This is a genomic window from Capnocytophaga stomatis, assembly GCF_002302635.1.
Classification (GTDB): Bacteria; Bacteroidota; Bacteroidia; order Flavobacteriales; family Flavobacteriaceae; genus Capnocytophaga; species Capnocytophaga stomatis.
Genome location: NZ_CP022387.1, coordinates 2,631,115 through 2,647,262 on the forward strand (window position 1 = coordinate 2,631,115; position 16,148 = coordinate 2,647,262).

The following is a 16,148-nucleotide window of genomic DNA, read 5'->3' on the forward strand; positions in this document are numbered from 1 at the left end:
TTTTAAGGATATTTATTAATATTTACAAGGTTTTATATAATCTTTTTAGTAGAGAAATAAGACAAAGATTTTCAAATCTTCTGAAAATATTATCAAAACAAAAGTTTTTATAAATCAATGTTTTGTCTATAAAAGAACATTATCTGATAAAGATAATTTTTCACAAAATCACCTATATTTTTTAATTTATTCCCGAGCAAATATACAATAAAAATCCAAATTGTTGATATTGAAAACAAAATCTATTAAAAGACATTTTTAATATTTCTCCTCTTTCCTCACTAAATGAGCCAAATCAGGGTCGTTTTCGATGCGTTCAAGTTCGTTTTTGATGAGCTCTACAATATCTAACTTCACTTGCTTGTAATTGGCTTGTATTTGTTCTTGCATTTTATCCATTCCATCTTCGTCTACAAAGGATAGAATCTGTGGAATTTTCTGATAATTTTTCATCTCGGCACTTACTTTTTGATTATCCACTACAATTTGAGCGTGGAAAATCTTTTGGTCGATACGCTCATCAAAATTGTCGGATACAGCTCCTACGAACATTCCCTGCGTAAGATTGGAAATTTTACTGGCAGGAATTAAGCTGTCCAATTGCGTGGAGATGGAGGTAGAAACATCATTGCGATTGATGGTTTTGGATTGGCGTTGTTGTAATACTTTTCCGAAGCGTTCAGATAGCGTTTTGGCAGTTTCTCCTACGACTTGTCCGCTAAAAATATTCCCTACGGTATTTTGAATTACTTTACTTTCTTTATCCCCGTAATCACGAGTAAGCTGTGAAAAATCCTGAAATCCCAAACACACGGCTACTTTATTGCTTCGTGCGGTGGCGATAAGATTGTCCAAACCACGGAAATAAATGGTGGGAAGCTCATCGATAATCACGGAAGATTTGAGTTGTCCTTTTTTGTTGATGAGTTTTACGATTCGGGAGTTGTAGAGACCCAGAGCTGCCGAATAGATATTTTGCCTATCGGGATTATTACCTACACAAAGGATCTTGGGTTCTTTGGGATTGTTAATATCCAATGAAAAATCATCGCCTGTCATTACCCAATAGAGCTGTGGTGAAATCATTCTCGATAGTGGAATTTTAGCCGAAGCGATTTGACCTTGTAGTTGGTCTTGAGCTCCGCCTTGCCACGCATCCATAAAGGGCGAAAGGTAGTTTTCCAATTCGGGGTAGGAAGTCAAAATAGTAAAAACATCGGCATAAGGTTTGTTTAGTAGTTCGATGGCGTGCGGAAAAGTACAATATTTTCCGTTTTCATATATTTTTAAAAACCAAATAATAGCCGCTAAAAGGATAATGGGCGATTCTACAAAAAAATCACCTTGCTTTTGTATCCACGAGCGGTTGAGATTCAGCATTATGGTATAGGCACTTTCATACGCATCAGAAATATCCGTCATAAAATCGGGATTGATGGGATTACATCGATGGCTTTTTCGAGGATCGTCAAAGTTTATTACATAAAATTTGGGAGGTACTTTGTATTTGTCCAAATGTTTTAACAAGTGGTTATAGGCGATGGTAGAAAGGTCATCAAATTTGAAGTCATAGATATACATAGAGAATCCTTTTTCGATTTGTTGTTTGATGTAGTTATTGACAATGGCATAGGATTTTCCTGACCCTGGCGTTCCCAACACGATGGTTGCCCGAAAGGGATTGACTACATTTATCCAACCTTTGTTCCATTTTTTCTGATAATAGAAAAGTGTAGGCAGGTTGATAGAGTATTCATTTTGCATTAACCGTGTTTCCTGCATAAAAGATTCGTTTTCGTTGTTGAAGACATCGTCCATCAGGTTGTTTTTTAATAAACGACTCATCCACGAACCTGCCATCAGTAGTGAAATATACCCAATGGCAGTGGTAAAAATATAGAAAAACGCCACAAGAGAAGCGGGAGCTTTTAGGTATAAAATCCAAAAGTTTCCAAAGAAAAATAAAACTCCTACTATCAATGCCATATGAATTTTCCGCCAAGTGATTTTTTCGTTTTTAACACCTGTGGTTCCCAAACAACTCAAAGCCAATAGCACAAGGGCAAAACATTTGGTATATAGTGGATGTGAAAAAAGTCCTGCCGTTCGCTCAAAGTTAGCAAGTATTTTATCCACTACATTTAAAATCCATTTTTCGGCTTGAAAAAAGCCGTAACAATACCAATACAAGTGCATTAGCACCACTAAAATACTTACCGCTCTCATAAATGCCATAATCTTGGCAAGAGCTCTTAAATCATCATCGTTTTGCATACTTTTTAGTTTAGATTAAAAGATTAAAACATTCAAATATTCAAGAATTAAAAGATTAAAAAATTGAAACATTAAAAAAATAGAAAAAGGGAAAGGATTAAGAGGTGATTCTTTTAGATTTCTTTTTGCGTTTTCGCTGCATTTGTCGGATAAAACTTTCTTCCTCGTAATTAACGGCTTGTGTATCCAATGAAAATAAATTCAAAAAACTATGTAACGCCGAATCTGTTCCAAAATCTTTTTGGTAGGCTTCATTACATTGAAAATCAATAGAAAAATGGTTATTACTTTCTTCTCTAATAGATTGATTACTTGGTTTTTGTTCCTTGCTACTTATTCCTTGATTCTTGACACTTTGATTCTTGATTTCTTGTTTTTTGTTACTTTCCACTTGTTTTTCCCATAAGTCAAAACTATTGGCAGAAAATATTTTTCCAAGCCGAGAGCCGTTATATACGCATTGTGAATTATGGTCTATGAAAGTGATACCATACAATCGCCCTTCGGCATTTTTTCGTATGACGACATCTATATTTTTCGTGTTTAACATTTTTACAAAATCCTCCGTACTTTGAGCGGAATGTTGGGCATTTAAAATTTCACCTTTTAGAAAATCCGTGTCCTGTGTTTTATGAAAGTTCAAATGTTTTTGAATTTGTTTTTCTAAAAAAGGAAGTCCTAAGGATTTTCCCATTTTGGAGGCTTTAAAAGGCTGACTTGCCTTGTTGCCGTTTTCGTCCAAAGCAAAATAAACCAATCCTTTTTTGAGTGTACCCTGCAATTCGCCTTCTACTTTTTGGATGCCTACATTAAATCTGCTAAGTAAAGCCGTGTATTCTCTAAAAGACTGAAACTGATAGTTTTTTATGACCTGCCTAACTGCCAAAGCAATCTGTTTTTTTACTTCGTTTTGAGTGTAGTCCACTTTGAGCGTTGCAAGATGATTTTCCTTGTGTGTAAGCTCAAAATCATTTTCTAATTCCACTCCTTTTTCATTAACAATAGCAGGGGTGAGTCCAAATTCATTTTCAATATTTCTACACACTTTCATTGAGCGGATTTTCTCAAACGAATCCTTGATTTTTTTGCCGTTTTCATCAATGCCAAGCGATACGATATGAATATGTTCTCGTTCAATATCCGAATGTTTATACACCACAAAGGGTTGCTTACCCCATCCCATTTCGTGCATATATTGCTGTGCTACTTTTACAAAAACTTCATCAGACACGGCATCTTTTGGATTGGGATTGAGGGATATGTGCAGAATTGGCTTTTCGGTCTTTTGATTGGCAAACAAATACGGAGCAAAAGAACGGGTAATTTCCGATGTCCCTATGTTTCCATTGACAGGCTGAATGATGTTTTGAGTGTGTAAAATCGTAGCTTCTTGCTTGTCTAATTTGTTATGATTGTACAGAAGCACTCCCAAAAGATTGCCTCCTCGATGTATTTTAGCGACCATTTTTCGTGTTTTTTTCAGTGATATGTTGTTCTAATTGTTGTGAAATAGCCATAATTTCTTTACAGATAGCCACCATTTGAGCGGTTTGTTGTTCGAGTTTAAACAGATAGGCAGCGGCTTTCTTTTCGGAAAAATTGCGATACAAAATCTTTACTATCTGATTGTAATTCACTCCCACCGCCCGAAATTGTCCATAGAGTTCGGTGAGTTTGATATAAAAATCCATTACTGATTTATCGATTTTTACACTTTTGATTTCTTTGGAAAATAATACCGAAGTGATAAAATGAGCTTTGATTTTCATTCCTGATTGTTCGAAAAGAGATAAAAATCGAGTATGTTCTACCTGATTGAAACTGATAGTATACCGGTAAATAGCCTTATCTATTTTAGGAACTATTCCTAATTTTCGTTTTTGAGGTTGTAATTTATTGTCCATATACAATTTTATTAGTAAGTAAAAACCACGACTTTGGAGAGGTTTTCGGCTCCCTGCAAGGGCAAGTGGTTTTGAGATGCGGAAAATATTTTGAGCATCTCAAAACACAACTTGCTCTGTTCGGGTGAACAGAAAATGCTCCCATCGGTCGCATTAAAGTCAGTTTTAAAAAAGAAAGAAAAACCTTCCAAACTCATTGTCTTTTATTTTTGTGCAAAACAACCGAATTTCAATCATTTAGCAGGTATATCATTCCTTGCCATTGAATGCCTTATAATGCCAAAGACTTCCTTATGTAAATACGTGTGTAATTGTGTATGTTTCTTTGTACGCAAATACATATGTATGTAGCTACGTAGCTACGTCCCAACGTACTTACATATGTACATACGTACGTAAACAAATACGATAATACCTATGTGATTATCTGCAAACGTAAATACTTACACACTTACCTGTTTGTTTATATGTGTATATGTGTAAATATTTGGATAAGTACGTATCTACTTACAGAAATACACATATAGATACATACATATACACATATATACTCAATTACTTGATTTTGCATATAAGTACGTAAGTAAACACGTAAATAAGTACACATACAGATACGCACTTATGCAAATCTCTAAGTACATAAAATTGTAAAAACATATAAACATAAACACATAAACATATGAAGACCAAGAACACTAAATTTGTTAGCTTTTCCACTCAAAAAGGAGGGGTAGGAAAAACCACTTTTACCATACTTGTAGCGAGTTTATTACACTATCGAATGGGATACAATGTAGTCGTTTTGGATTGCGATTATCCGCAGTATAGCCTGAGTCGTATGCGAGAGCAAGACCTCAAAACGGTAATGCAAAACGAACACTTTAAACATATCGCCCACAAGCAATTCAGTCAAATCAACAAAAAAGCCTATCCGATTATTACCTGTAAACCCAATGAGGCCGTTGAAAAGGCACAATCTTTTCTTGCTGAAAATCCTTTTCAGATAGATGTGGTATTGTTTGATATGCCCGGTACGGTAAATACGGCAGGGGTGCTGACAGTGCTTTCACAGATGCACCATATTTTTTCACCCATCACTGCCGACAGGGTGGTCATTGAAAGTACACTGAGCTTTACCGAAGTCCTTTCCAACATTATCGCTAAAAATACCCAAAGTGCCATTGAAAGTGTACATCTGTTTTGGAATCAGGTCGATGGTAGGGAAAAATCGCCTTTGTATAAAATTTACGAAAAGGTAATTGCCGATTTGAACTTACCTCTGATGAATGCCTATATCTCTGATAGTAAGCGTTTTCGTAAAGACGGGACAGACAATCAAAAATGGGCGTTTCGTTCTACTTTATTACCTGCCGATGAACGATTGATGAAAGGTTGTCATTTAGACGATTTTATAACGGAATTCATTCAAATCGTTTCTCTATAAATCAATAATTTACAATAAAATACACTATTTATTATGAAAGAAAAGAACCCCCTTATCAATGAAAACGAGCTGATGGAACTGATGGCAGGGACTTCTTCGGATGTTGATGCTTTTTCAAAAAACAAAGAGAAAAATCCTCAAACGACAAACAAAAAACCTGCTTCCAAAAAAGAATCGCCTCGAAGGGTAAAATCCGATAATCTTTCGTATGAAACCCTATTTTTTAAGCAGGGGGATACATCGGCAAGGGACGGGAAGTCTGTGTATATTCGCTCGGAATATCATCAACGTATTGCGAGAATTGTTCAAGTTATTGGCGAGGATAAAATCAGTATTTACACTTATTTGGACAATGTTTTAAAAGCTCATTTTGAGCAATATAAACAAGAAATCACCGAAAGTTTTCAAGAAAAATACAAACCTATTTTTTAGTTATGGAAAAACTCATCATCATACTGTTGCTACTGATTATTTTTCTGTTATTATCGGAAAAATTTTCATTGAAAATCGAACGGAAAAAATATTCTAAACCCTTGCCCGAATCCCAAAAAACTCCTGAAAAGCCCAAGCAAAACACCTCTATAATGGGGAAAAGTAAATTTGTACCTCCAAAGCAGGAAAATCCATTAACAGAGGCTGAAAAACGGGCAATTTTAGCAGAGTTTGAGCAGAAAAATGAAAATTACTTACCTGATTTTGAAGATGAAGAAGAGGATTTACGAGCGATGCGAACTCCCGAGCAAGACAATGATTTTGCCACGGGCTTGTCTTTTGAGGATTTGGAAAAAGTAACTGATTTTCTAAGCCAAAATGCATCTTCTACCACTGAAAACAAAGAATTAGCCCAAAAAGTGGTTGGTACCAATCTATTGGAAGAAATTGAAAAAGCCCTACCTGAGGCTTCGCTAAAAGTAGCCCGACTTTTAGACGAAATTTTATCACAAACTCCCCAAAAAGAAAGTGATTTTGATATTGAGGAGTTTGTGTAGAGGGATTGTTATTTAAGAGAAATGGAAAAAGCTTTTTCTATATGTTGTTAAATCCTATCCGACTACTTGTGGTAGTATCAACTTCTATATCAAAGATAACTATCCATCCAAGCATTGTTTTCTCTAATAGAATAAGCGGTTGTAATATTTACCTCATAAAATTAGTTATAAAAAAAAATCTTTGTAACTTTGCTCACGATAATTATTGTTATATTTCCAATGAATCAAGTAGCTTTTTTTTCTAATTTAGGTTTTGATTTCAATATCGATTTGATATTGAAAACCATTGATTTTGGAGAAAATAATACTTTATCTCACAAACTGAAAGACTCTGTATTTTATTATAAAAATCCGAATAATACCAATACCTCTTTTTACCTTGTTACTTCTTCGTTGGAAACAACAGAACTCGAACAGTTTAGAAAATATGTTTGGAATAAAAATGATGCAGATATAATTTTCTACTATCCTAATGAAGCTGATGAAGTAAGAATGTTATATGCCAAATATTCTCCTAAAGTTTCAAATAACGATAGTGTTCTAGAGGTCTTTTCAACTACCGAAAAAGATTTAGATACGATTGAAAAAATTAGACACTGGCAGTTTGATAGTGGGGTATTTTGGTTGAACTATCATTCGTTTATTGACAAAGCCAAATATAAAGGGATTGATAAAGAATTGGTTGCTACTTTGAAGGGGTTAAAAGACCAATTAAGCAAACTATTAATTCTATCAATTTCTGATGACAATAAGAGAAATGAGGTTATTCAGGCATTAATTGATAGAACGCTTTACATTAAGTATTTAGAAGACAATCATATTATTAACTCATATTTTTTTAGTCATTATTTTAATGATGATAAACTTAATTACAAAAAATTATTAGAAAACAATTCTAATACGGACATCAACAAACTGTATAAAATCATTCACGAAATATTTAACAATGCATTATTTGACCAGCCAACCATAGATGATAAATATTTGACGAGTGAGGTACGTACACTGATAGCAAGTTCTTTTAATCACAACGTAAATACAGGTCAATTAAGGTTGTTTGATTTTAGGTTTGATGTTTTACCTGTTGAATTTATAAGTTACATCTACGAAGTCTTTTTGTCTGAAAAGCAGAAAAAAAACGGCATATACTATACTCCAAAGAAATTAGCACAGTTAATTGTAGATGATGTAATAAAAGAAGATAAAATAGGTTCGATTTTAGATCCATCAAGTGGTTCAGGAATGTTTCTTATTACAGGTTATCAAAGGCTTTTGGAAATTGCTCAAAAACAAGGATTAGAACCGGAAGATACTATAGAGAAGATAAAATACAGAACACAACTTTTATCTGAAAATATATTTGGTATTGAAAAAGAGTTAACAGCCCAGCGGTTTACTTTATTTTCTCTTTCACTTCAGATATTTAATAGAATTGACCCGAGAGAAATAAAAGAATTTATAGCAAATGAACTGAAAGAAAACAAAAAAATTAATTTATTTTCAGAGTATTCATTTTTTCAGAATATAAAACACGCCAATACACTTAATACATCTGATAAACCTTTTGAAGACAAGGTGTTTTCTTATATAGTTGGAAATCCGCCATTTTTTGAAATACCTAATACAGAGGAATTTAAAAATGAAATATCATTCCTAAATTCTCATCAGGTTGCTATTTCTGATGATACTAAAAAAGTTGCAAAGAATGTTGTAGGTAAGTCCCAAATATCTCAATGCTTTTTTTTGAAAATCAAGGACTGGAGCAACGAAAGTACAAGGTTTGGATTTGTTTCAAACAGTTCTAATTTTGATAATGATTATTCAGAAGTTTTTCAATTCTATTTTTATTCCCACTATGGAATTGAAAAGATTTACGAGTTGTCAAGGGTAAAAAAGATATTGTTTGAAAAGGCGAGAGAGAGCGTTGTGGCAATCATTTTCACAAATAATCTTGATGAAAATAACATTATTGATTATTATCCTGTGGATCTGGGGCTATTTTCAGAAAAACCTTTTGAATTACTTACAATTCAGGAAGATTTAGTTATTAATATATCTCAGAAAGGCCTTATTGAAAAAGAAATAGGACTAAGAGATTATCTTGTGGGAAATGAATTTGATAGAATTTTTATAAATAAATTTAATAGTTTTTCTAAATTAGAGAACTACCTATCCATAAACAATGAAAGTCTTCAAGGCTTAACAAGAAAAAGCAATAAAGAAATTGCTTCTTTTTTGAATTTTAGTATCACTGAATTTAAAAATTCAGATAGAAAAGAAAAGAAAAAATTACAAAAAGAATTTGAGTTAAAAAATTACTTGAATGAAACTCAAAATGGCGATTATCCAACACCGTATGTTTATGAGTATACGAATATCAACCACTTTAAAATAGATAATTATGATGGCTATATAAATTTAAGTTCAATAACCAAAAATAATTTCCAAAGACCAAGAGATGTTAAAATATTTGAGGGGAACAAAATTTTAATTACAAGAGTTGGAGATAGAATAAAGGCAGTTTATACTCCTAATAATATTGTTTTTTCTGTAAATGTTTTTGGAATTAAAGTAAAAGAAGAAGGATTAAGCTATTTCATTGTTTCATTATTAAATTCATATTTAATTAATTACATTATAAACATAAGAGATAAAAAACGATTTGGAGATAACTTACCAAGAATAGATGGGAGTATTCTAAAAAACATACCAATTCCTAAAGAATTAGATAAGGAGTTATTGATAAAAATATCATATTTAAGTCAAAAATTAACAGAGGGTAAATATGAATATTCAGAAAAGGAACAAGAGTTGAATGAGTTGATCTATGAAATGTACGAATTATCATATTGGGAAAAGCAAAGAGTAAAAGATTATTTTCTTCCGAAATCAAGAATTGGAAGAAAGAAAAAGGCTTTAGATAATTATAAGAATACGCTGAAAGAAATAGTAGAGTTTTATTTTGAAAGCCCTATAACCATAGAAGAAACATCGACAGATTTTCATTTAATTGTTGTAAAAATATCGTTTGGAAATAGCTCCATTAGTCCTCAAGTTGCTAAAACGAAGAAGTATTTGCTTAACGAAATATTTGAGCAAAATCCTAATGCCAATTTTTTAGCAAGTCAGGAGAAGATTTTTGGAAAAGACTGTGTGTATATCATTAAAGAAGATATAAATAAAAACTGGACAGAAACAAAAGCCTTTGAAGATGGTCAGGACATTTTAAGACACTTAATACCTAATGAGAATGGAAAGAGAGTACATTAGAATTAAGAAGCCCAAAAAGATTCCATTTGATATCCGCCTGTTACAAACTTTAGACGATGAGTTTTGGAAAAGTTGGGTGTTTTATTATTTGCTCGACTTTTATAAAAACTACGATAGTGCGGAACTAAAATCTAAAGTTGAAGAAGAGAAGAAAAAGAAGCCTGCAAGAATTGAACGAGAAATAGCAAAATTTGTGCGTCTCAAATTGAAAGCAAACAGAGAATTTGGTTTGAATTTTTCTGTAAAGGGAGAAGAAACAAATGATGAGAGTGTGGAGGGTAATTATGATATTACCATTCATAATACATATTGGAAAAATAAAGACTTCTACTTTGAATGTAAAAATTTAGACGGCAGTCAGAACTTGATAGATAAATATGTTTGTTACAATACATACAAAAAAGATAGCAATGGGCAAAACATTTTTGATGGTGGGGTATTACGATATTTCAATGGTAAATATGCCCAAGGTTTAAGCTTTGGCGGAATGATTGGTTTTATATTAGATGGAGATAGCAATAATATTAAGACAGAAATTCTGAAGAAGTTAAATAAAAAATTTCAGATTTCGCCCGAAGGAGATTTGATTAGTATAAAAGATAATTCAATAGAAGAAAACTCATTTACCTTTGATAGTCTCCATCAACGTAAAAATACAGAATTTACGATACATCATTTGCTTTTTGATTTAGTAAAATAGAGCTCTGAAAGAACTTTTTCACTTACACAGATTATGGGATACTCCTGCATCGTTGAATTTTAGCACCCAAGACAAGTTGGAACAACGAGATCATAATAATGGAATCATTCTCATTTATTATTGTCGTTAACAGCATAATTTATTTATAACCAAGCAATCTCCTTTTGAGCAAGTTTATTTTCTTTCTAGTTTTATATGCTCTGTCTATTAAACCGAAGTTCAATCTCTCTCCAAAATTGCATTTTGATTCTTATTTAACCCAAATTCCGTATTAAAAATTTCTCAAAAAACGATTACAAGTGTGTGTAAAACAGTTTATGCTAAACAATAATTCAATGCGTAATTTGGGTTTAATTATCTTTTGTGGTCTTTTTGTTGTTACTGCATCGTTTCTGCCATCACACTAAAATAAGGCTGTTGGCTCCACAATTCTTTGTTTCCAATCACGTAACAGCGTTTTTTTGCACGAGTAAGAGCCACATTGAGCATATTAGGCTTTGAAGATGCCCATTGACGAGAACCAACTTTATCTGGATGACTTCCTAAAACAAGGAATACTACATCTGCTTCTTTTCCTTGGAATGTGTGAATCGTACCACATTGAACATTTTCGAAATTATTTAATGCTTCTCTGCATTTATCTGCAACTGCTTTAAAAGGAGATATTACATAAATATCCCCTAAATATGTTTTTCTTAATCCACTGATTTTTTCTTTGAGTAATTCAATTTCCTCATTAATAACTTGGCTATCTCCTGAACCATTACCAACAACATCAAACCAACAAGATTCACCAATATATTCTTGTTCGTTTTTATCTTTCGTGCCTTTTACCATTTGATTTTCGTACGCTATTTCATTGGCTATATCGACATTGGGTTAAAACATCTTCGGTGGGTTCTCAGTGGAAATCCAGTCCAAACATCTCCCATTTGTGTTCCGTATTTGGAAATTCTGTCGGCTAACTGTTGAGCAGAACCGTTGTATGGAGACCAAACAGAATCAATATTTTGATGTTTTATCAATCCATCAACCAAAGTTTTGGGAATAGTAACCACAGGCTCTACTTGTATTGGATCACCTACAATAACACATCGTTTTGAGCGTTGAATCAGACCTGCAACTGATTGAGGCGTGGCTTGTCCTGCTTCATCTATTAATAACCATCCGATTTGATTTTTTGCCATATTAGGAAACAATTTACTTGCCGAAGCTAATGATGTAGAAACCACTGGAACACAGAAAAAGAAAGTATCCCAAAGTGATTGTATTAGTTCTTCATCAATTTTCGCTCTACCTGTAATCATTTCAAAAAAAGAATTCAAATTATTTTTGAATTGTTTGGCGTTGTTAAGAATTGTATATTTATGAACTTCGAGAGCATTTAAAAATATTTCACTACGAAGTTTTGCTATAAATTCTGAATGATATGGAGAGAGTAAATGAATTTCTTTCAAATCTTTACCATAGAATTTTTCATCAAAAAGATTCTTTTCCTCAATTTTGTAATCTTGGGTAAGTTGAGATTTTAAGTTTTCATATTCTTTTTCAAATCTCTCAATTTGATTTAATTGATTTTGAAAGCTTTTGAGTTGATTTTCAACAATATTCAATTCAGAACTCTTTTTCTCAATTTGAGAGTTAAGTTGCTTTATTTCCGATGAAATACTATCAAATTCGCTTAAAATCTCACTTATTTCATTGTTCCATTTTTTATAATTTTCTGTATTAAACAACTTTTGGAAGAAAAAGAAAATAGGCTTTTTATTATTATGAAAATTCAAAGAAATTTTTACATTTTCTTGCTCTTTGTCTTTTTCGTTTTTTCTAATTTCTAATGCCTTTAAATCATTAATAAATTGATTTTTAGCGGTTTCTTTTTCTATTTTAGAAATGTCCAACTCCTTTTTTAAAGCTATATTTTTTCTAAACTCATCAAATCTATTGTGAAAATCGACTGCTATCGTTTTGAAAGTATTAAACTCTTTCAATTTTTTCTCAAAATTATTTTTTGCGTTTTCGAAATTTGATAGGATTTCCCTTTTTTTACTTGGATTTTTCTCTTGTTCTGATTGAATTTTTACTAAATAATTTTGAAAGTTATTTACTTCTTTATCAACTATGCTATTTCCATTTTCATCTTTTATAAATGATTTCCAAAAGAAATTGTGGAATTTACTTTTATTTTCGGAATTCCCCAATGCAGCAGCTAAAATTCCCCAATTTTCACTGCCAGTTAATTCCTCTTTTGCAAATTCCCCAAAATAATCTGCATTTGAAAAGGCTTTTTTGTCAATTTTTTTCAACTGAGGCAATTCCTTACTGATATTTTCCACCGCTGCATTGTTATTACTCGCTACAACAATACCAAAATTCTTTTGTAATGAAGCATTTAAAGGATAAACATATTGGTATCTATCTTTAAAATCTAATTTTACACCTTTTCCAAAAAGATTATCAGTGCCAATGTTAGTAATATACTTGGCTCTATCCACTATGATTTGAGCAATCACATCTAACAAAAGTGTGGTTTTACCCGTTCCGGGAGGTCCATTTACGCCTTGCAAACCTGAGTTGTTATTCAAATCTTTAAAAATAGAATTTACAGCACCTAATTGAGCAGTACAAAGTCCATATTGAGGAGACGAAGCCCATTTTCCTTCAGTTAAATATTCTGGATGGATGGTTTTAAAAAGTTCCTCTTTATTTTTAATCAAATCTAATTTTTGCTGATAGGGAGTAAGAGTCAAATAATCTTGTAATGTGAGTGATAATTCAGTTTTTTTATCAATCAAATTATTCAAATCTTCTAAGAAAAAGCTATTTAGAAACGGAGCATCAAGCTCAGTATTTATGCTAACATCTTTTTCAAGATAATAAACTTTTATTTCTTTTGTATTCCAAGGAGTTAATTGTTTGAGATAGTCTATTTCTTTATTTATAAAATCCCAAGTTATAACTTCACCTTTTGAGTTTTCATTATCTTGATTTTTGAGAATATTAAACCGTTCAGAATACTCATCTTGTACATTTTGAAGTAATTGAAACACGGAAGAAATATCTCTTTTGTTGTGTAAAATAGTTAATCCCAAAACATAACTTGCTAATGTATAGCTATTAGCATCAGGTTGTCCTTTTTCATCAAGAATAATTGAAGAAAGACAAGTAAAACCACTCACTTTCTCTTCCCAAAGTACCTTTTCCTTGCTTGGAAATAAATTTTCAATATGATTTACAATATTCTCTTTTGAAATTTCCCCAAAAAACAGTGTGTAGATTCTTTTTTTACCTTTTTCAATAGTTTTGGGTGTATTCCAAGGAAGTTGATTTTTTATTTCTATAACAGAATCCTTATCTAAGTCAGGAAAATTGAAGATTTCTACATTTCTCCAAAAATGTAAAATGTCTTTTTGAGGCATATTTTATTCAATTTATTTTTTAATTTCTATTTTAAATCCATATTGCTCGGCAAGAGCCTTTAATTCATTTTCTCTGATTTTTTTCTCATTTTCTTTGCAAAAATTAGGATATACCTCACAAAACATCTCGTTAAGTTTATACTTTAAAATAGGTTCATCTATTAGTTTTATAAGTTCGAGGGCTTCTGATTTTTCTTTATCAGACATTATTATTTGTGCTTTATACTTATCTTCTTCTTTTTTATTTGTTTTTTTCTTATATTCTTCCTCCTTTCTATATTCTTCTTTTTGTTGATTCAGTTTTTCTAATAATTGATTGATTCTATTTTTCGCAAACTCTCCAATTAAAGATTCTTTCATAAAAAACGAACTGGATAACATCATTGAAATATTTCCTGCAAATGTATTTTTATTTTCTATCTCACCTTCTCCTAAAAATAATACATTTTGCTTTGGAATATCGGATAGAATAAAAGGAGAATGCGTACAAAACAGTATATTTATTCCTTTTATATTATTTATATTTTTTTCTATATTTTTTAATTTTTCTAATAATTCAAAAACAAATCTTCTTTGGTATTCGGGATGAAAATACAACTCAATCTCATCAAAAATAATATTGATATAATGATATTTCTTTTTGCCAGAATTAGAATTATGAACAGAATTGACATTCAAAATATGATATAATACCGACTGTGTGGTATGTGCCAAATGTTGCTCTCCCGAACTTAAAGTACTCATTTCCGAAGAAGAGCTTTCATTCTCCTTATCATTTTTAATTTTAATTGTAAAACGATGGCAACCAATAGGGATTAGTTCTTCTTTCGAAATATTTTTAATTTTATCTATTCTATTAATTAAATTATCTATTTGAATTTCAAATCGATAAATTCCATTCTCTTCATTCCATTTGGATTGACTATCATTTTTCAAAATATCAAAACGAATAAGATTAAGAACTTGCCTCAATTTTAAAGTAATATGACTTTTGTCTTCTTTTAGCTTATCCAATACTTCTTTGGAGATTTTTTTTTCATCATCGAATGGATTAATACGTTGATAATCTTTATAAACTCTACAAATTTTTTCAATCTTGAAAATCACATAACTTTTTAGCAGTTCATAATTTGGAGTTTTTTCAGGATTAGATATTTCTTCACCATAAATGTGTTGATATACTAATGAAATATCCGCTTTTTTCGCTAATTCATTAATTCTTTCATCATTAAATTTATTGGCATCTATCTCAAAAATTACTTTTTCTATTTCTTTCCCAACTAAAACTTCTTTATTATTTGTTAATAAAATATTTGTCATCAGTCGGGTTTGAGCCAAATGAAGTTCCGAATTGACATTGATATTCCCGTTTATTCGGTAAGGGTTTATAACCAATGGCGTTTGATAGCCATCATTTTTATGAAATAAGGCGGAAATCCATTCTCCTAAAAATTCTTCATTAAGCCCATAGAGAGAATAGTTAATTGCTATACTGTAAAAGAATTTTTCTTTATCGTCAATCTTTAACCACTCTTCTCCTTTTAATTGAAAATACTTAATCTTGCTATCAGAAAAAGAAATTTTATACAAATTATCCTCTTTTTCATAATAAATTTCAATTTTTAAATCTTCATATATTTTTTTTATCTCTTTTTTTCTTTCTTCTAATCTTTTTATTACTTGATTTTCAATATCATAATTAAATTCTATATTAAATTTTTTATTAGAATGTTGATTTTTTATTTCAGATATTTTTTCTTCCACTTTTGATATTTCATCCTCATTAAGATAATCAGATGTCTTTATATCTTCTATATCCTTGTCTATTTTATCGGGATTATATAAAATTCCTTCTTTTGATGCAATAACGAAACAAGTCGCATAAAATAATTCTAATAACGAACTCTTCCCGCTTCCGTTTTTCCCTACCAAAGCAGAAATATTGATTTTCAATTCTGAATCTGCCAATTGATATAAATTTTCAGGAACAGACGATTTATCTTTCTTTACATCTATTACTTCTCCGTTAGCATTTTGCTCAAAAGCATATTCATTATAAAATTGGTATATTTTATCTTCTTTTAGATTTTTTAAAAATCTTTTATCACAACCTTTAAGAGGTCGTATAGCTAATAGTTTAAAGCTCAT

At 31.3% G+C, this 16,148-nt stretch carries 12 protein-coding genes; 5 read left to right on the forward strand and 7 right to left on the reverse strand.

What is annotated here, in order from left to right; genetic code table 11:
- Positions 1-258: 258 nt before the first annotated feature.
- The 4 genes from mobC to CGC58_RS11700 all read right to left on the reverse strand — a co-directional run bounded on the left by mobC (position 259) and on the right by CGC58_RS11700 (position 4,375).
- Positions 259-2,274: a conjugal transfer protein MobC gene (mobC, locus tag CGC58_RS11685; protein WP_095896874.1), complete on the reverse strand. Its 2,016-nt coding sequence runs from the start codon at positions 2,272-2,274 to the stop codon at positions 259-261.
- Positions 2,275-2,371: 97 nt separating this feature from the next.
- Entirely contained in the window at positions 2,372-3,739 is a 1,368-nt protein-coding gene (gene mobB, locus CGC58_RS11690; RefSeq protein ID WP_095896875.1) for a conjugal transfer protein MobB, read from the reverse strand.
- On the reverse strand, positions 3,729-4,178 hold the full coding sequence (mobA, locus tag CGC58_RS11695) for a conjugal transfer protein MobA (RefSeq protein ID WP_095896876.1): 450 nt from the start codon (positions 4,176-4,178) through the stop codon (positions 3,729-3,731). The genes mobB and mobA overlap by 11 nt, the downstream gene beginning before the upstream one ends.
- Positions 4,179-4,189: 11 nt before the next feature.
- Positions 4,190-4,375, reverse strand: a complete 186-nt coding sequence (locus CGC58_RS11700; protein ID WP_095896877.1) for a hypothetical protein — start codon at positions 4,373-4,375, stop codon at positions 4,190-4,192.
- A gap of 482 nt (positions 4,376-4,857) precedes the next feature.
- Between CGC58_RS11700 and CGC58_RS11705 the strand changes: the two genes are divergently transcribed.
- The 5 genes from CGC58_RS11705 to CGC58_RS11725 all read left to right on the forward strand — a co-directional run bounded on the left by CGC58_RS11705 (position 4,858) and on the right by CGC58_RS11725 (position 10,581).
- Entirely contained in the window at positions 4,858-5,622 is a 765-nt protein-coding gene (locus CGC58_RS11705; RefSeq protein ID WP_095896878.1) for a ParA family protein, read from the forward strand.
- Between the two features lie 30 nt (positions 5,623-5,652).
- The gene (locus CGC58_RS11710) at positions 5,653-6,054 is read left to right on the forward strand and encodes a DUF3408 domain-containing protein (RefSeq protein WP_394336615.1); all 402 of its coding nucleotides are present in this window, start codon (positions 5,653-5,655) and stop codon (positions 6,052-6,054) included.
- Between the two features lie 2 nt (positions 6,055-6,056).
- Positions 6,057-6,611, forward strand: coding sequence for a hypothetical protein (locus tag CGC58_RS11715; RefSeq protein ID WP_095896880.1), 555 nt, complete (start codon positions 6,057-6,059; stop codon positions 6,609-6,611).
- Positions 6,612-6,830: 219 nt separating this feature from the next.
- A complete protein-coding gene (locus CGC58_RS11720) occupies positions 6,831-9,881 on the forward strand; it encodes a TaqI-like C-terminal specificity domain-containing protein (RefSeq protein ID WP_095896881.1) in 3,051 nt (1,016 codons plus the stop codon).
- Positions 9,862-10,581: a hypothetical protein gene (locus CGC58_RS11725; RefSeq protein ID WP_157909263.1), complete on the forward strand. Its 720-nt coding sequence runs from the start codon at positions 9,862-9,864 to the stop codon at positions 10,579-10,581. The genes CGC58_RS11720 and CGC58_RS11725 overlap by 20 nt, the downstream gene beginning before the upstream one ends.
- A gap of 378 nt (positions 10,582-10,959) precedes the next feature.
- Here CGC58_RS11725 and CGC58_RS11730 read toward each other — a convergent pair whose 3' ends face one another.
- Genes CGC58_RS11730 through CGC58_RS11740 form a run of 3 tightly spaced genes read right to left on the reverse strand, consistent with a single transcriptional unit; the run spans position 10,960 to position 16,148 of the window.
- Positions 10,960-11,448: a DEAD/DEAH box helicase gene (locus tag CGC58_RS11730; protein WP_394336616.1), complete on the reverse strand. Its 489-nt coding sequence runs from the start codon at positions 11,446-11,448 to the stop codon at positions 10,960-10,962.
- Positions 11,445-14,000, reverse strand: coding sequence for an AAA domain-containing protein (locus tag CGC58_RS11735; protein ID WP_095896884.1), 2,556 nt, complete (start codon positions 13,998-14,000; stop codon positions 11,445-11,447). The genes CGC58_RS11730 and CGC58_RS11735 overlap by 4 nt, the downstream gene beginning before the upstream one ends.
- A 12-nt stretch (positions 14,001-14,012) precedes the next feature.
- Complete coding sequence (locus CGC58_RS11740; RefSeq protein ID WP_095896885.1) at positions 14,013-16,148, reverse strand: AAA family ATPase; 2,136 nt, start codon at positions 16,146-16,148, stop codon at positions 14,013-14,015.